This window comes from Nocardia sp. NPDC004654, assembly GCF_040609595.1.
Taxonomy (GTDB): domain Bacteria; phylum Actinomycetota; class Actinomycetes; order Mycobacteriales; family Mycobacteriaceae; genus Nocardia.
This window is the reverse complement of sequence record NZ_JBEXKI010000016.1, coordinates 19,848-34,861: the sequence shown is the minus strand read 5'-3', so window position 1 is coordinate 34,861 and position 15,014 is coordinate 19,848. Positions and strand designations below refer to the sequence as shown.

Here is a 15,014-nt window from a genome sequence, read left to right as displayed (position 1 = left end):
GAACTCACGCGGGTAGGGCTTGGGCACAGCGACATCCTCTCAGGCCCACCTCTCGGCAAGCCATCTCGGTTGTCACCTATCCGTGCAGCAGTCCCCAATGTGGTCCCTGTGCCGGGACATCCGCGGCCTGTCGCTGCCGGACTTGCTCGACACGTTGCGTACCAAACTCGACAAGGACGAGGTGGACGTCTCCCTGGTCGGCAGCCCGAGCCGTGGCCGCAGTGGTATCCGGGACCTCGCCCTCAACCAGTTCAGCAAACGCTACATCTTCCACCGCCTCGCTCGGCTGACTTCCTACATAGAGTCCTCGTCCGACATGCCGGATCTGTTCGACAAGTACGTCGACCGCACCTCCCGCAACTCCTACGACATCGAACACATCTGGGCCGACGACTACGTCTGCTACGCCGACCATTTCGGCAGCAAACAAGCATTCGACAGCTACCGGAACAACGTCGGCGGACTGCTGCTCCTGCCCGCCGACGTGAACCGCAGCTACCAGGCAAAGCCGTTCGAGGACAGGGTAACCCACTACGCCCGCCAGAACCTGCTTGCAGCCAGCCTGGCCGAGGCGGCCTACCAACACCAACCCCGATTCAAGGCCTTTGTGGAGCGGGAAGGCTTGCCGTTCGAGGCCTACGAAAAGTTCGGTCCCGAACAGCAGGAGCAGCGTCGCGAGCTGGTGCTGATGCTCGCGCAGCGGGTGTGGGATCCGAACCGGCTCGAACAGTATCGGGCTTGACCAAAGCTGTCGTCGCTGGTCGCGCGGACTATGGTCGAGGTGTGTTCAATCCTGCGTAAGGCCGACGCCCCGACCGGAGCCGTGGTCGACACTCTCGGTCCACTCGAACCGGCGGAGCGGGAGCTCGCGTTAGCCCTCGACGGCTACGGAGCCGTCCTCGGCGAGGTCGCCGAATCCTTGGAGCCGCACCGGCTGGCCGGCTATCTCTACGATCTCGTCCGCGCCTACATCAGCTTCTACGATTCGTGCCCAGTCATTGCGGCCGACGAGCCGATCCGTTCCAACCGAATCGCACTGTGCCAGTTGACTGGTCGAACTCTCGAACTTGGGTTGGGGCGGTTGGGGATCGCCGCACCGCAGCGGATGTGACATGGCGGCCGGATGCTTATCGCTGGTGTGGCGTCCGGGTCACCGTTCATCGGTGTCGGCCTGGGTGCGGACCGTGGGCTGACAATTGGCAGACCAATTCGGCTCGATCGGATCAGTTCCTCGCCTTACGCCCGCAGACTCGAGAACCGGTGTTCACCGTCAACCCGTTTCGTGATGCCGTGACGGTGCTGGCGAAATATCTGCGTGGCATACTGATCCCGGGCACAGGCCTGGGCGCGATGCACACCACCCAGGGCAAGAAAAGCCGACATTGTGATCTTGGTTCTCGGTACCGCGACCGACGGCAAGCGCGCACATGTGATCGACAAGCGGCTCAACAAGACTAGCCTGCGGGCACCGGTGGAATCGGCTGTGGCACAGCTGGAGACGTGGGGAAACTGTCCGGGCAAGGCGGCTGCTACCGGCCGCCGATCGAAACATTCGCCACCACGTTGCAGGCCATCCTTGGCCTGCACTTCTTCAGCACCCAATGAATAGGCCTCAAAAACCTATGCGATAGATTAGAACCCGTCGAGGTGATCTATCTACTGGCGCGTGGCGTCCAGGAAATCCATCGAAGATAGAACACATATCTGTTCTATCAAGGCATAGGTGGCGTTCACTTTGCGAAAACGGAGCTGGAGGAGGAGCCGTGGCACGCGGAAACCTAGTCGGGGAACCTTGGGCGTCTGACCTGATACGGATGGGGTATGTCGACCCACGGACCCAGCTACCGAGCATGGTGGCACTCGCCGAGGCCGCCAACCTGAGCGCCGCCACGATCCACCGCATCTTCCGCGGCGACAACCGCCCCAATGACATAACCATGCGTAAGATCGCCAACGCCCTCGACCTCCCTGTCGATACTGTGAAAGGACGGCTGGCCATGGTGGTACGACGACAGTGGAGCCCGCCGGCCGCGATCGAACTGCTCGATGACGACGACATCCAAGTTATCGAGCTGATGATCCGCCAGCTGGCCAAGCATCGGCGAGAAGCGCTCGAGCTGGCTGGCACGCAGTAGGCCAGCATCGCAACGAGAAGGGCCTCGGTCAGAGATGGCAATCGTCCGCAGAAGTGCCGCCACAGACAGGCGGGCGGTATCGATGTCGAATTCCAGTGTGACGGCGGTGCTGTCACTGGAGGTGATATCGGCGGCCACTTAGGGGCGGCCCTCATGGGCCGCCGGGCTTCGCGGCGACCCATCCCTGCTGAGTGAGGCGAACCCGACCGACATCGACTTGGGCAGCGCCCGCGCTCAGCTAATATCTATTAACAAGCTTAAGTGCGAGGATGTCGCGGTACCCAGGCTGCGGTTGCTACGCTGAGCTGCATGGTTGCTGTATCCTCCGGCTTCACAATGCCCCTCCGGCGTCAGCTCGCCGCAGCGATCGCAGCCGACGTCCAGCGCCGCGGAGTAAGCGTGTCGAAGATCGCTGCGGAGACCGGCGCCTCGAAGAATTCCATCCACCTCGCCGTCGGCGGGAGATTCCTCGACCGGCTCGGTGTCGACCCGCTCATCGAGATTTGCGACAAGCTCGGCATCACCGTCACCCTCGAAATGATCAGCGCGCCAACCATAATCCGGCCCAAGCCCTACAAGCGCGGTGACCTCCACCGCCCCCGGCACGCACCCGACCTCACCATGCTCGGGCAGCTGAAAGAGCAACTCGCCGCCGCCATCGGCAGCGCCATCGAAGAGTACCCAGGCGGCGCAACCGCGATCATCGCAGCGACCGGCATCTCCGGCCCGATCATCTCCTTACTGAAAAACCGGCACCCCAGATATCGGCTCGACAAGCTCATCGAGTTCGCCAACACCTTCGGCATCACCGTCCAGATAGACACCAGCGAGGCAGTCGCCTGCTGAGCCCGACGAAGCCGATTCGCGCGGCCGAATACATGCCCGGCAGCCGCTGCGACCCGCCTGGGCAGTCTGAACGATATTGGCAGCCTCACGGCCGGTTAGCCCGAGCTGCTGCACAAGACACTTACATGCCACCAAGCTGCCGAAACGACAGCTGTTCCCACACTTCCGGTTCATATGAGGCGGTGCCCTGTCCGTGCTGGTCTAGTACCTCAAGGCGCTGTGCGAATGGGCTGACACCCCTTGGTGTTCGGAGCGCACGATGAATGTTGTTGTGGACGTGGTGCGCACGCTCGCCCACTGGAATCACCGGCCGAGTGTGCGTCAGCTCCGTGAAGCCTTGATGCCGTCGCGCTGAGCCGCGAGCCGATCCGCCACAATGCGGATCACTTCGGCCTGGAACTCTTGGCTCTTCGGGTTGAGGTACCGCGGATCATCATGGACGGCGAATCCATGCTGCGATCCCTCGATTTCGACCAGCTCGACGCGTGCAGTGAACTGGGCGACGGCAGCGCGGGAACTGTCGATTGGAACCAAGGTATCTGCGTTGCCGTGGACGATCAGGGTCGGTGCTTTGATCTCGTCGAGGGCTTCGTTCGGCTTCAGCCAGAACACCTCGTTGAGCAGTGGCCGACCGTGTCTCAGCGTTGGAGTGAACTGGATAGCTCCGGTTTCGTTGAGTTCTTGGGCTTTCTCGTCGCTGATGATGTCGTTCGTCCAGTAGTCGCGGGTGTCGATGGTGCGCCTCTTGTAGTCGAACTGGGGATTCAGCAGCACCAACCGCGATAGGTCCTCTGGGCGTTTGGCCGCGTAGTAGCCACAAATGCCGCCGCCGAAGCTGGCACCGAGCAGTGTCAGGTCACTGACGCCCGGGGCGTCCCGTACAGTGGCGAGGCTGACGCGGATGTCGTTGAGGATGGCGGAGAGGGTCAGTTCCTCTTGGCGGCCCGCGCTGTCGCCGTGGCCGCGAAGGTCGAACCGCAGCGATGCGATACCAGCATCGGCTATCCAGCCGTGGTTCCCTTGATAAATCCTCATTCCGGGGAGGTCGAGTTCAGCGAACCAAACGGCACATGGACGCTGGGGATGTGGCTGGCAGTTGAGGTGAGGTGCCGTTCCTGGTCATCGAAGAAGATATGCGGCTTCAGAATACCTAGAATATTTCCCTTCTCGAGCCCTCCGAGGAAAAACGCGTCGTTAACCGTGACACCCCAATGCTTGAGGCTTTGAACTGCGCGTTCGTGGGCATGATCCGAGGTGTCCCGAGCGGTGATCAGTGACACGCGTACTCGAGGCGAGTAGGTGGAATCCTCCTCGCGCCGCAGTTCTTCGAGACGCTGAATCTTGTTAATTGCGGTGAGAAATGGTCGCAGTGGTCCGGCTGGATGTGGCACGGTGGCGTATTTTGCCTCGTGAGCGTGAAAGCCTGCCAGACCGCCTGCCTTGTAGACATTCTCGGAAGAATCGTCCGCGAGTACTCCATCGAAATCGAACGCGATCCTGAGTTCCTCGTCGTCATGATCGTCGATACCGTCGGGGCAATCCAGTACTCGCCCAGCGGGCAGCGCCAGGTTCGTGGCCTCTTTGACATCCCCTTCGTTCTTCGAGAGGAAGAGGGACATGTTGAACGCGGGCATGAATTCATAGGGTGATCGCCCCTGGGTGAAAACAGCGCGGGAGACTTTGTCGAGATTGTGCGACTTTATCGACCGCAATACGCGAAGTCCCGTCATTGGATCATTGCGGGACAAGACCACTACCTCGACCAGCGGTGAATCGGATAGATCGAGTGAATTAAGGGCGAGGATGCGCTGTATGAACGGAAAGGCCGTTCCGGGATTGAGCCGATTATCGATGTTCTCTTCTTGATACAGGCGATACGCTTCTTCGCCTTGAGTTACGAAAACGGCATCCGACTCCGCGAGATCGAACAGGGCACTCGATGCGACGCCGATCACGAGGCGGTCGCTGTCAATCAATATCCCATGTCCTTCCTGTATTCCTTGAAATGTTCGAAACAAATTAAATTTCGCGAGTGAACATGCGAGGCGCGTTTCCAACTAGTGATGGAAGCCGCTCGGTTTGTGCTGATGTTAACCAGTCATTTTTGATATCGCCAAGGCGGAGAAGTGGCGGTGGGCTAGTTTCATGTCGCGTTCTCGGTTTACGGGAGTGAAGGGTTCCATGTAGGTGATGCCGTCGACGGTGAGGTCGGATGGGGGGAGGGAGCCCCTTTTGCGGTATTCGGAGGCGAGTTTGGTGGGGAGTTGGCGGCCGTTGGCGTCGTAGAGGGCGTCGCGTTCGTATTTTTGGAGGACGGGGAACTGGGTGCGGTAGATGGTGAGGAGTTCGTCGGCGGTGATATTGAGCATTACGGCGACGATGGCGTCGATTTCGATGAGGGCTTGGCGGCGGTCGGCATCATTGCGAAGCGGAGATGACCAATTCCATTCAGGCTGGACGGTGCCCAAGCTAGGTCGGTGGAGGTATTCGAAACCAACTTTCGGAACCCAGCAATCCTGGGTCCATGCTACCGTGAAAAGTTCATTCCACAGTGGCTTGTACGGTTCGATCAGACAGTTCAGTCGAAGTGTCCGGAGGAGTATATGTGGGATTAACGAATGTTCGAGAATTACCGGAATTCGGCGCACTCGACCGCGGTTGATATTCTCGGATCCCATTAGCTTGATGAGATAATCTGCCACAATAGATGAGCTGACGGCTGATGCAATGGCAGTGGACCTATTGCTGCCGCAGTGCAATGATTGGATACCATTAATGTGCATCGGTCCCGGAGGGATGATGGCGGCGTGCAATGTACGGACGTTGCTAGGCTTCGCCATCGCTCGCCATGCCATGCGGTAGTAGGTGCTGCTAGAGGAACCTCCCCATTTTGGGTAGGCTGCTAGGTATTCGTTTTTGTGCTTGTTAGGTTGATATCGAGTTCGGGGGATGAATTCGATTGGTATTTCGTTGAGATCTATCGCTGTGGTGTCTAGATTGTTCATGACTGTCGCATTAGGCTGTTTGAAGAGTGGAGTGCCAACGCTTATGTGGGAACCGTGGAGAATCGTTGAATTCCAGCTCTCAGGGACCCCTGGCTTGTCCGCAATGAATCCCAGTTTCGTGTCGCGGTCTTCCTCCCATCCCCGAGTCCAGAAAAAGTCGCCATCGCCAAGACTGGGGGACGCGGCGATCTTATTTAGTGCGCCCATTGTCTCGCTATTGAGGACATAGACTACTCGCGTAGACAGAATATTTGTGTCGGGCTCTTCGATTAGCGCGGACCAGGTTCTCAACTCTTTCGCGGTAACGCGAATGATCCTACTGCTATGCGGACGGGCGTCCCAGCGGTCCTTATCATCTTTGATGCCTGGTGTCGGTCCGGTACCATCATGGTGGAATGATCGTATGACGGTGTCGGGGTGGTATAGATTAGCAGCTTGCAAGAAGTCTACCGAGCGTTTTGAACTGTAAATATGAACGCCATATTCATTGTTGTGATCGATCTCGAATAGGCGAAGTTCATTCTTGAAATGCCAATGCCGACGCAAGTGCGGATATGTCTCGCTTCTCATCGAGCCGGCTCGCGGGTCTGTCAAATGCGTTTCAGGGTGAATGAGTCCGACTGTTCCCCGTTTTGACATCGATCGGCAGGTGTGATCTATGAAGCAAAAATAGAGATCGGGTTTCATCCCTGAGAGCATTGGCCGGTCTATTGTTGATCCTATATGGCGCGCAGTTCCGGCCTGTGCAGCGCGTTGATTGAGCAATTGTTCGACCGATGCGGGTGTGCTGAGAACCTCGGCTCGCTTGATTTCACTTAGCGGCGCAGCGGGCTTTTTGGTTAGCTTCCACCAGGGGTCCATTTCTGCGAGGGCCGCTGCTTCGTCCCAATCGGGACGAACCCAAGGTGGGTTTCCTACTTGCAAGTCAAACCCGCCCCGCAGGAAAATTGGCGAGAAGTCCAATTCCCAATGGTGGAATCCTTGCGTGTATGCGGTTTGAGAGGCGATAGTCAACCAAGGGAATTCTGTAACCGCGAAAGCGATGGGCTTGGCTTGTGCGAAAATTCGATCGTTGTCTTCGGCGATATCCAATTCGGACCACGCCATATCCGAAGCGAAGCTGGTCTGTCCGTACTTCTCGAACTTCCCCGCCTTTGCGGTTGTGCCGAGAACCGCCTCGAGGCCGCCGACCCATTGGTCCCAGTCCGGTGCCGCGATATCGCCGGTCACTGGCCACGACCACAGGGAACACCAGGCGTCCATTACCCGCCGCAGCCGCTGGTACGAGCCATTCTCGTCATTGAGGACCGCTTCGATCTGTTCGCGGCTGACCGCAGGGACATGGTCGACAGGATCGCTGCGCCACAAGTGGAGATCACGCCGGATTTCGGATTCCGCGATGGTGAGGCGCCGCAGCGTGAATTCCCACAGGGTTTCCACGCGCTGAGCCAGCGAGGCGAGGCGCTTGATGATCTCCTTGGAGGGGGACTTGCGGATCTCGTTGCGCCACAGCCGGAGTTCTTCGCGCTGATCTGGTGCGTAGGTTTTGGCTTCGGCGGTGTCGACCACTGCGCCCCAGCCTTCGGCGGGGAGGAGGAAGTGGTGGATTCCGGCGCCGATTTCGGAGCCGAGGGGGATATCCTTCGGCACGGTCCTGAGCCAAGCCTTTTTGGTCAGCTCGCTGGGCGCGTACACCGCGCGTCGCGCACCAATCAGCGAGTTGCCCCGTCGCAGGTGCAGCCCGAACCATGGCGCTTGCAGCCCGGCGACCATGGTGTCCAGCCACAGCGAGATTTCGGCCAGCTCGACAGCAGTCGCATTGAGGTCGACCCCGTACACCTGGTGAAGGGCGATGTGCGCCTTCACCTTCTGCAATTCGACCGTGTATTGGTCGGCATCGATCAGCTCGCCCAGATCCTCCTGCTTGCGCTTGAGGTATTCGGCGGCGAGCTGGCGGACGGCCTCGATGGCGAACGCGCCGGAGCCGAGGGCGGGCTCGCAGATGGTGAGGGAAAGGATCTCCTCGGGGGTGGTGCGGTGCCCGTCTTGGTCGAGAAGTTCTTCAAGGGCTTGGGAGACGACGAACTTCGTCAGCACTTCCGGTGTGTAGTACGACGCGGACTGCTGGCGTTCGCGGCCGGCTAAGCGGAAGACGAAGGTGCCCTTGGTGTGGATCACCGGCTTGTTCTCGTGGGTGACGGGGTCCTCGGCGCACACGAAATCGGCGGGTGACAGGTGGTCGGCGCGGCCGACCGGAACCACCCAGGAACCCTTCTCCGGCTCGCCGTCCTTGGCGACCTCATAGAGGTCTTCCTCGGCGAAGAAGCCGGTGTAGGACATCAGGCCCTCGTAGACCGCGCCGAGCTGGTTGATGCCCAGTTCGGCATAGCTGATGAAGCCGCGGTCGGCGCCCTTGCGGGACTTGCTCTCCTTGGTGAGCAGGAGGTGGGCCAGCACCTGCTGGGTGGCTTCGTTGCCGAGGCCGACTTCGTCGATGAGGGCGGTTGCCTTGGGGGAGAACAGGTCTGCGCGCAGGGAGTTGAACTCGAGGCCGGGTGCCGGGTCGTCGGTTACGTTGTCTCGGACGGCGGGGGTGTAGCCCTGATCGACGAGGTCGAACAGGCGCTTCAACGATTCGTACAGGTGGGTGCCGGTGCGGGCGCGGTTGGAGACCAGTTCGGTGAGGGTGAGCTCGCGGAGGCGGTCGAGGCCGTAGCCCTCCTCGTATTCGGCGGCGCCGGTGGGCAGCACCTGCATCTCCGGCGATGCCTCGGCATACAGCAGGAACAGGATGCGATACAGGAAGCGCAGGGAGTGCTTGGCGAGGTCGTTGCCGTCGATGCCGTCCATGGTCAGGCCGCGGTCGCGGCGGCGGCGCACGACCTCGTTGGCGATGATCTCGATGGACAGGCGGATGCCTTCGCGCAGGTCTTTGGAGACGCCGACGGTGTGCTTCACCGAGTCCTCGAGGACGCCGGTCCACCAGATGTTGCCGTCGGCGTCCGGCTTCAGTGCTTGGTGTCCGAAGATGGCTGCGGCGCGGTCGATTTCGCCGCCGCGGGCGTCGTGGCGGCGTTCGACGACCACCAGCAGGTCCATGGCGAGGTAGCGGCCTTCGGCCCAGCGCTCGGCTTCGGCCAGCAGCAGCCAGCGCCCGGCTTGGACGACGACGAAGGCCGGTGGGGTGTCGGAGCGGAAGGCGGCCGAGACTGCCTTGGAAGCGGATTCGAGGGGCTTGTTGTCTTCGACGGCGGGGGTGATCAGGGTGCCCGCACCCAGGAAGTCTTCGATCGACTCGACGGGGTTCGCCTGCAGGAACAGCACATTCGCGGTGCCGGCCAGCTGGGCGTCGGGGATGGTGAGTTCGGAACCGGCGCGTTCGGCGGTGAAGGGGGTCAACTCCCCGTCGAAACCGAACGCGGCGCGGACCTGGGCGTGCGCCTTCGGGGCCGCTTCGGGGTTCTCGGCGAGGGCGCCCAGCGCGGTGTGCAGGTCGCCCGCCGCGGACAACAGGGAGCTGCGGACGGTCTTGCGGCCTTCCTTCGCCTCGGCGTCCCACGCCTTGCGCAGCTCCATCACCTTGCCGTGGAACGACTCCTTCACCGAATCGGTGGTGAAGTAGTGCTCGCTGATCCAATCCTCGCCGACGACGATGGAATCGAAAGAGGCCACGATCACTGGTCCTTTCCGGGAACGATCACCAGCAGCGGGCGCACCAATTGCTGGGTGGGGGCGAGGGATTCGGCGAGGCGCTGTTCCTCGGCGATGCGGCGGGCGTAGCTGTCGACCTTCTTGCGCCGGCTGCCGAACAGTTCGAGTTGGTCGGCGCCGGACTGCCAGCGGTCGGCGCGGCGGCGCCACTGGGCGAGGCGCTCGTTGGCGGCGCGTTCCTGTTCGCCCAGAACGAGTTTCATCGACTGGGTGGCCTTGTCGACCGCGACGGGAATCAGTTGCTGGAAGCGCTCGGGGGCGGAGATAGGTCCGGGGTTCGCGGTTCCCGGCTTCAATCCGGTGTCGGTGAGCAGGAAGTCGAGGTTTTCCAGCGGGGTCGAGAAGGCGAGTGTGGGGCGTTCGCTGTCGGGGAACTCGACGGTGGAGAACACCCGGGACACGAGCTGGCCGCGGCGGTTCATCAAGGTGCCCATCAGCAGGACGGTGACCGACTCGACGTCGCCGCGAATGGCGAAGATCTGGTTGCGGCCCAGCGCGGACAGGGCGCGGTCGCTGGCCCAGTCGAGGACGGGGTGCAGTGGGCCGAGGAAGTGGGCTTCGGGCCACGTGGTGTTGTTGACGCCTTTGCCCTGGCGGGCGGCGCGGAGCTGGGCGTCGCCGACCTGGCGGGAGGTCGCGAGCTTGAGGTGGGTGTCGATGCGGCCCTTCTCGCGGTAGCTCTGCGGCAGATGGGCCAAGCGCTGGCGGAGGTCGCGAGGTGGGACCAGTTCGGCGATGCCGTGATTGGTGTGGACGGTCCAGCCGACACCGCCGTTGGCGGGGGGCGCGTGGGGGATGTCGTGGTAGGCGGCGCGCAGGGCTTCGTCGAGGAAGCCGATGTCGTCGGTGTAGAGGCTTTGGCGGGGCAGCTCGGGGAGCACGGGGGTGTCGTCGTTGTCGAGCGAGGCGAAGAAGGAGTCGAAATCGTCGCCTTCCAAGACGTCTTCGACCGTCCTGACCTGATCGTCGAGGTCGGTCTTGCGGGCGAGGACGTCGCGGATCGCCGATTCCTCTTCGCCCACACTGTGTTTGCCCATCAGCGAGGCGACGTCACCGAGGGTGGAATGCGCCTGGTTCTCGCGTTCGAGCAAGCGGGAGAGCACGCGAAGGTCGCCGGAGAATTCGGGATCCGAGGGCTCCAGGATGAGGGAGGAGATCACCGGCGGGAACTTCTGGCCGTAGCGGTCCACTCGGCCGTTGCGCTGTTCGATGCGGATCAGCGACCACGGGATGTCGTAGTGGATCAGGTGGTGGCACTGGGCATGCAGGTTCACGCCCTCGGAGGCGACATCGCCGGTGACAAGGACCCGGATCGGGGACGTCTCGAGTTTGAAGCTGTCGACGATCTCCTGCTGCTCTTTGTCCGACAGGCCGCCGTGCAGCATGGCGACGTTCTCCGGCCGCAAGCCGAGCGCGGCGGGCAGCAGATCGGTGAGCCACTTCAACGTGGCGACACGTTCGGCGAAGACGACCGCCCGCATCGACGACTTGGGGCCGACACCGATCTCGCGCAGGCGCGAGACCAGGACGGCCTGCTTGCCCGCCGACTCGGTGAACGCCTTGTCGTTGAGATCGCTGAGGGTGTTCAGCGCGGCCAGTTCGGCGCGCTGCTCGGGGGTGCCTGCGCGGAGTTTGTCGCGGCGCTGGTTGATCGACTCGCGCAGCGCGGCAGGGGAGGAGAGGAACGCCTTGGCCAGGGTCCACGGGAACAGGGCCTTGGTTTCGCCGGAATACGGGGATGCGCCGGATTCCGGGTGCAGCCAGACCTGCGAGAGTTCGCGGGCGACAGCGTCTTCGGCGTCGGAGGGCTGCACGAGGCGGTGCACCGGCTCGGCGCGTTCGGCCCAGTCGCTGCCGACCTCCGCGGCGACCTCGTCGTGATGGCGGTGCCTGCGGATCAGCAGGTTCTGCACATCCTCCTTGGTGAAGGAGCCGTCGGCGGCGACCGCGGTGGGGTCGAGCAGGCGCAGGAGTTCGGCGAAGGATTCCTCGCGGCCGTTGTGCGGGGTGGCCGACGCGAGGATCAGGGCCTCGGTGTTGGGGGCGAGCAGCCGGGCCAGCTCGTTGTTCTGGGTGCCGACGTTGGTGAGGTTGTGCGACTCGTCGATCACCACCGCGTCCCAGTGCTGGCGTTCCAGATGCGCCTTGTAGCGGGGGCTTTTGAGCGTGTCGATCGAGATGATCGCGCGCTTGTAGTAGGTGAAGGGGTTGCGGGTGGCGGGGAGCTTCTGGCGCACCTTCTGGATGCCCGCCGAGTCGAGGCGGACGAACGGCAGCGCGAAACGGCACCACAGTTCGTGTTGCATCTGCTCGAGCACATGCTTCGGGGTGACGATGAGAATGCGTTCGCCCCGGCCCCGGCGCACCAGCTCCGACAAGATCATGCCGATCTCGAGGGTTTTGCCGAGGCCGACGGCGTCCGCGAGCAGAATGCGAGGGCGGATGTGCTTGGGGTCAAGGGCTTTGGCGACAGCGGCCCGCTGGTAGCCGAGAGAATCGGCGAGCATGTGGGTCGAGACGGTGACCGTCTGGTCGCCGTAGGGGAAAGGGGTCTTGCGCAGCAGGGCTTCGAGCCACAAGCGGGAGTCGCGGTAGCCGGAAGAACCGTCGGGGACCACCTGGGCCTTGGCCGGGTCGAGCACCTCGATGCGATCGAGGCTGGCGTAGAAGGTCGCGGTGGTGTCGGCGACCAGCTCGGATAGGCCGCGCACCCGCAGCAGCCAGCCGTCGGAACCCTGCTCCGCGGAGGTGACCAGCCATTCCTCGTCTCGGACTACGACGATCGAGCCGGGGGCGACATTGAGCTCGCGTGGCTCGGCGGCATGGGTCATCAGGGGTGCTCCTGGTGGGTCGATGCAGGGAAGATCCAACTTAGTACGAATGGAAAATCATTCGAAGTTTCGCATGTTTGGTCCGGGGGCTGGATGTTTCGTAGTTGGTCTCACCGGAGTGTAAGAAGTGCTGAAAACTATGTCAATTGATAGGTAATGGAGGCTCTTTTGTATTCACGTGAGCGGATGGTCCGCCCCGCGATGCGGCGATCACGCTGCTACCGTTAGCGCATCCGAGAAGGACAGGTGGGGAGGTGGCGCTCGTGGAGGATGACGTGGCCGCGGCGCCGGCCGAGCCAGTCGCCGACAGTGGGCTCGCACCTGATGTCGCGAACTACGCCGCCTTGCGGACCGCCGTCGCCGCGTTCCGTTCGCCGGTCCTGCCTGAGCTCGTCGCGGGTGGCGGCCCGCGTGCGACGGTGTCGATCGGCGAGCTCGCCGAGGCCGGGGCGTTGACCGTGCTGGAGTCGCCGCCGACCCTGGTGGCGAGCGCGAGCGGAGTCTCGATGCTGACCGCCAAGGACATTCGGCTCGGCAGGGAACCGTCCAAGACTGGGGATCCAGGTACGCCCGGTGCGGTGTTCGGACAGCCGGGAGACGTGGTGGTCGTGTCCGGCGGGAGTCATGCGGTGGTGTCGGTGCGCACGGACGCGGCGCTGCTCGCGCCCGGAGTCGTGGTGCTACGAGTCAAGCCGAGCGTCATCGACGCGCACTTCTTGTCCGGCGTCGTGCGCGCGGCCGCGGACGCCGCGGGCGGACGACCGATCGACCTGTTCGCGGTCGCCTTTCCCCGGGTGCCGATCGTTGAACAGCAGAAGGTCGGCGCGGCGATCGCGCGGCTGATGGAGATCGAGACGGCGTGGCGCGTTCAACGTCTGGCTGTCGAACGAATCGTCCGAGACGGCCTGTCCGGGCTCACGTCGGGAACGCTTCGGATCGCGGACGATGCGGGCGGCGCGGGTGAGTCGCATGGCCGATGACGCGGCGCCGTGGATCGTCGCCGAGCGTTACGAGCTGATCGAGGTCATCGGTCGTGGTGGCATGGGGCGGGTGTTCCGTGGCTTCGACCGCACGCTCAAGCGTCAGGTCGCCATCAAGGTCATCCATCCGCATCTGGCCGAGAACGACGAATGGGAACGCCGATTCGTGCGGGAAGCCGAACTGATGGCGCGGATGAGTCATCCCGGTATGGCCAGTGTGTTCGACGCGGGCATCGACCCGGGGCCGCCCGAGCAGCCGTTCCTCATCATGGAATACGTCGACGGAGTCACCCTCGACAACATCCTGTCCGCCCGTGGCAGGCTGCCGCTGGGGGCCGTCGCCGGAATCGCCGCGCAGACCGCGGCCGTCCTCGCGGAAGCTCACGGGCACAGCATCTTCCACCGTGATTTGAAACCGTCGAACCTCATGCTCTGCGCCGACGGGACGGTTCGTGTGCTCGATTTCGGCATCGCCGTCGCGCTCAATGCTGATCAAACACGGCTCACCAGAACCGGATCGGGCATCGGAACGCCGGAATACATGGCGCCCGAACAGGTTCGGGGCAGCTCGGTGGTGCCGCAGACCGATTTGTATTCGCTGGGCCTGGTGATGCACGAACTGCTCACCGGCATCCGCGTCATGCTCGGGTCCTCGGAGTTCGACACGATGCTCAACCAGATCAACACGGCGCCACCGATGCTCGAGCTGGAACGCGACGATGTGCCCGAGGAATTGTCGCTGCTGGTGGCGAGCATGCTCGCCAAGGAGCCGGTCGATCGTCCAGCGGACGCGGCGACCGTGCACGGGGTGCTGATGCGGTATGCCGGAGCGCTCGACAGTCTGATAGAACGTCCCGATCCGATGAGCCCCGCGCGGCTGTACGCGGCGGCCGTCGGCGCGTCCGCCGGGTTATGGACCGCGGCGCCCCAGCGGCGGTCCGACGCCGGCGATGCGGCTCCCGTGCCCGATTTCACCCGCGGTGATCTCGATCGGGCGGTCCGCCGCGCCCGCGACCTCGCCGACGAGTCCCGTTACGTGCCTGCCATCGGAGGGCTGAAAGACTCTCTCGGCGTTGCCGTGTCACAGCTCGGCGCCCGCGATGTGGACGTCGTCGACGCGCGGGTTCGGCTGGCCGACCTGTGTCTTGAATCCGGTGACCATGCCCAGGCCGTCACGCTCTACAGCGACCTGATCGATGACCTCACCGCGGAGCGCGGGCCCTACGACGACCAGGTCATGTACTGCCAGCGGCAGCTGGCCATCAGCCAGGTGCACATCGGTCAGGTGCGGGCCGCACTGACGCGACTGCGGAAATTGCACGCGCAGCTGGCGTCCTGGCACGGGGAGAGCGATGCGCGGGTGGTGCAGCTGTCGGAGATGATCGCTCAGATCAGGGCCGGTGCGCGGTGATCGGATCGCCGAGCCGGTGCGCGGGAAAGTGGGCACCCTGTAGCGCCGCGAATTTCCAGAGCGATAGCGTTCCGAGGTTGCTCAGCGGTTGTTGG

At 62.9% G+C, this 15,014-nt stretch carries 10 protein-coding genes; 6 read left to right on the top strand and 4 right to left on the bottom strand.

Annotated features, from left to right (window positions below; translation table 11 throughout):
- The first annotated feature begins 142 nt into the window (after nucleotides 1–142).
- The 4 genes from ABZV58_RS34430 to ABZV58_RS34415 all read left to right on the top strand — a co-directional run bounded on the left by ABZV58_RS34430 (nucleotide 143) and on the right by ABZV58_RS34415 (nucleotide 2,981).
- Nucleotides 143–742 carry a DUF1524 domain-containing protein gene (locus tag ABZV58_RS34430; RefSeq protein WP_355004377.1) on the top strand — a complete coding sequence of 200 codons (600 nt, stop codon included), beginning with the start codon at nucleotides 143–145 and terminating at the stop codon, nucleotides 740–742.
- Nucleotides 743–772: 30 nt separating this feature from the next.
- Nucleotides 773–1,111: a DALR anticodon-binding domain-containing protein gene (locus tag ABZV58_RS34425; RefSeq protein ID WP_355004376.1), complete on the top strand. Its 339-nt coding sequence runs from the start codon at nucleotides 773–775 to the stop codon at nucleotides 1,109–1,111.
- A 739-nt stretch (nucleotides 1,112–1,850) separates the two neighbouring features.
- Nucleotides 1,851–2,135, top strand: coding sequence for a helix-turn-helix transcriptional regulator (locus tag ABZV58_RS34420; protein WP_355004375.1), 285 nt, complete (start codon nucleotides 1,851–1,853; stop codon nucleotides 2,133–2,135).
- A gap of 309 nt (nucleotides 2,136–2,444) precedes the next feature.
- Nucleotides 2,445–2,981: a hypothetical protein gene (locus ABZV58_RS34415; protein WP_355004374.1), complete on the top strand. Its 537-nt coding sequence runs from the start codon at nucleotides 2,445–2,447 to the stop codon at nucleotides 2,979–2,981.
- A 321-nt stretch (nucleotides 2,982–3,302) separates the two neighbouring features.
- On the opposite strand, the gene ABZV58_RS34410 is transcribed toward ABZV58_RS34415, so the two are convergent.
- The 4 genes from ABZV58_RS34410 to ABZV58_RS34395 all read right to left on the bottom strand — a co-directional run bounded on the left by ABZV58_RS34410 (nucleotide 3,303) and on the right by ABZV58_RS34395 (nucleotide 12,528).
- Complete coding sequence (locus tag ABZV58_RS34410; RefSeq protein ID WP_355004373.1) at nucleotides 3,303–4,016, bottom strand: alpha/beta fold hydrolase; 714 nt, start codon at nucleotides 4,014–4,016, stop codon at nucleotides 3,303–3,305.
- Nucleotides 4,013–4,957, bottom strand: a complete 945-nt coding sequence (locus ABZV58_RS34405) for a 5'-nucleotidase (protein ID WP_355004372.1) — start codon at nucleotides 4,955–4,957, stop codon at nucleotides 4,013–4,015. The genes ABZV58_RS34410 and ABZV58_RS34405 overlap by 4 nt, the downstream gene beginning before the upstream one ends.
- Nucleotides 4,958–5,071: 114 nt before the next feature.
- Nucleotides 5,072–9,658 (bottom strand): DNA methyltransferase, encoded by a 4,587-nt coding sequence (locus ABZV58_RS34400; protein WP_355004371.1) that lies wholly within the window; start codon nucleotides 9,656–9,658, stop codon nucleotides 5,072–5,074.
- Between the two features lie 2 nt (nucleotides 9,659–9,660).
- A complete protein-coding gene (locus tag ABZV58_RS34395; RefSeq protein ID WP_355004370.1) occupies nucleotides 9,661–12,528 on the bottom strand; it encodes a helicase-related protein in 2,868 nt (955 codons plus the stop codon).
- A gap of 263 nt (nucleotides 12,529–12,791) precedes the next feature.
- Here ABZV58_RS34395 and ABZV58_RS34390 point away from each other — a divergent pair, with 263 nt between their 5' ends.
- Entirely contained in the window at nucleotides 12,792–13,508 is a 717-nt protein-coding gene (locus ABZV58_RS34390; RefSeq protein ID WP_355004369.1) for a hypothetical protein, read from the top strand.
- Nucleotides 13,498–14,919 carry a serine/threonine-protein kinase gene (locus ABZV58_RS34385; RefSeq protein WP_355004368.1) on the top strand — a complete coding sequence of 474 codons (1,422 nt, stop codon included), beginning with the start codon at nucleotides 13,498–13,500 and terminating at the stop codon, nucleotides 14,917–14,919. The genes ABZV58_RS34390 and ABZV58_RS34385 overlap by 11 nt, the downstream gene beginning before the upstream one ends.
- The last annotated feature ends 95 nt before the right edge of the window (nucleotides 14,920–15,014 follow it).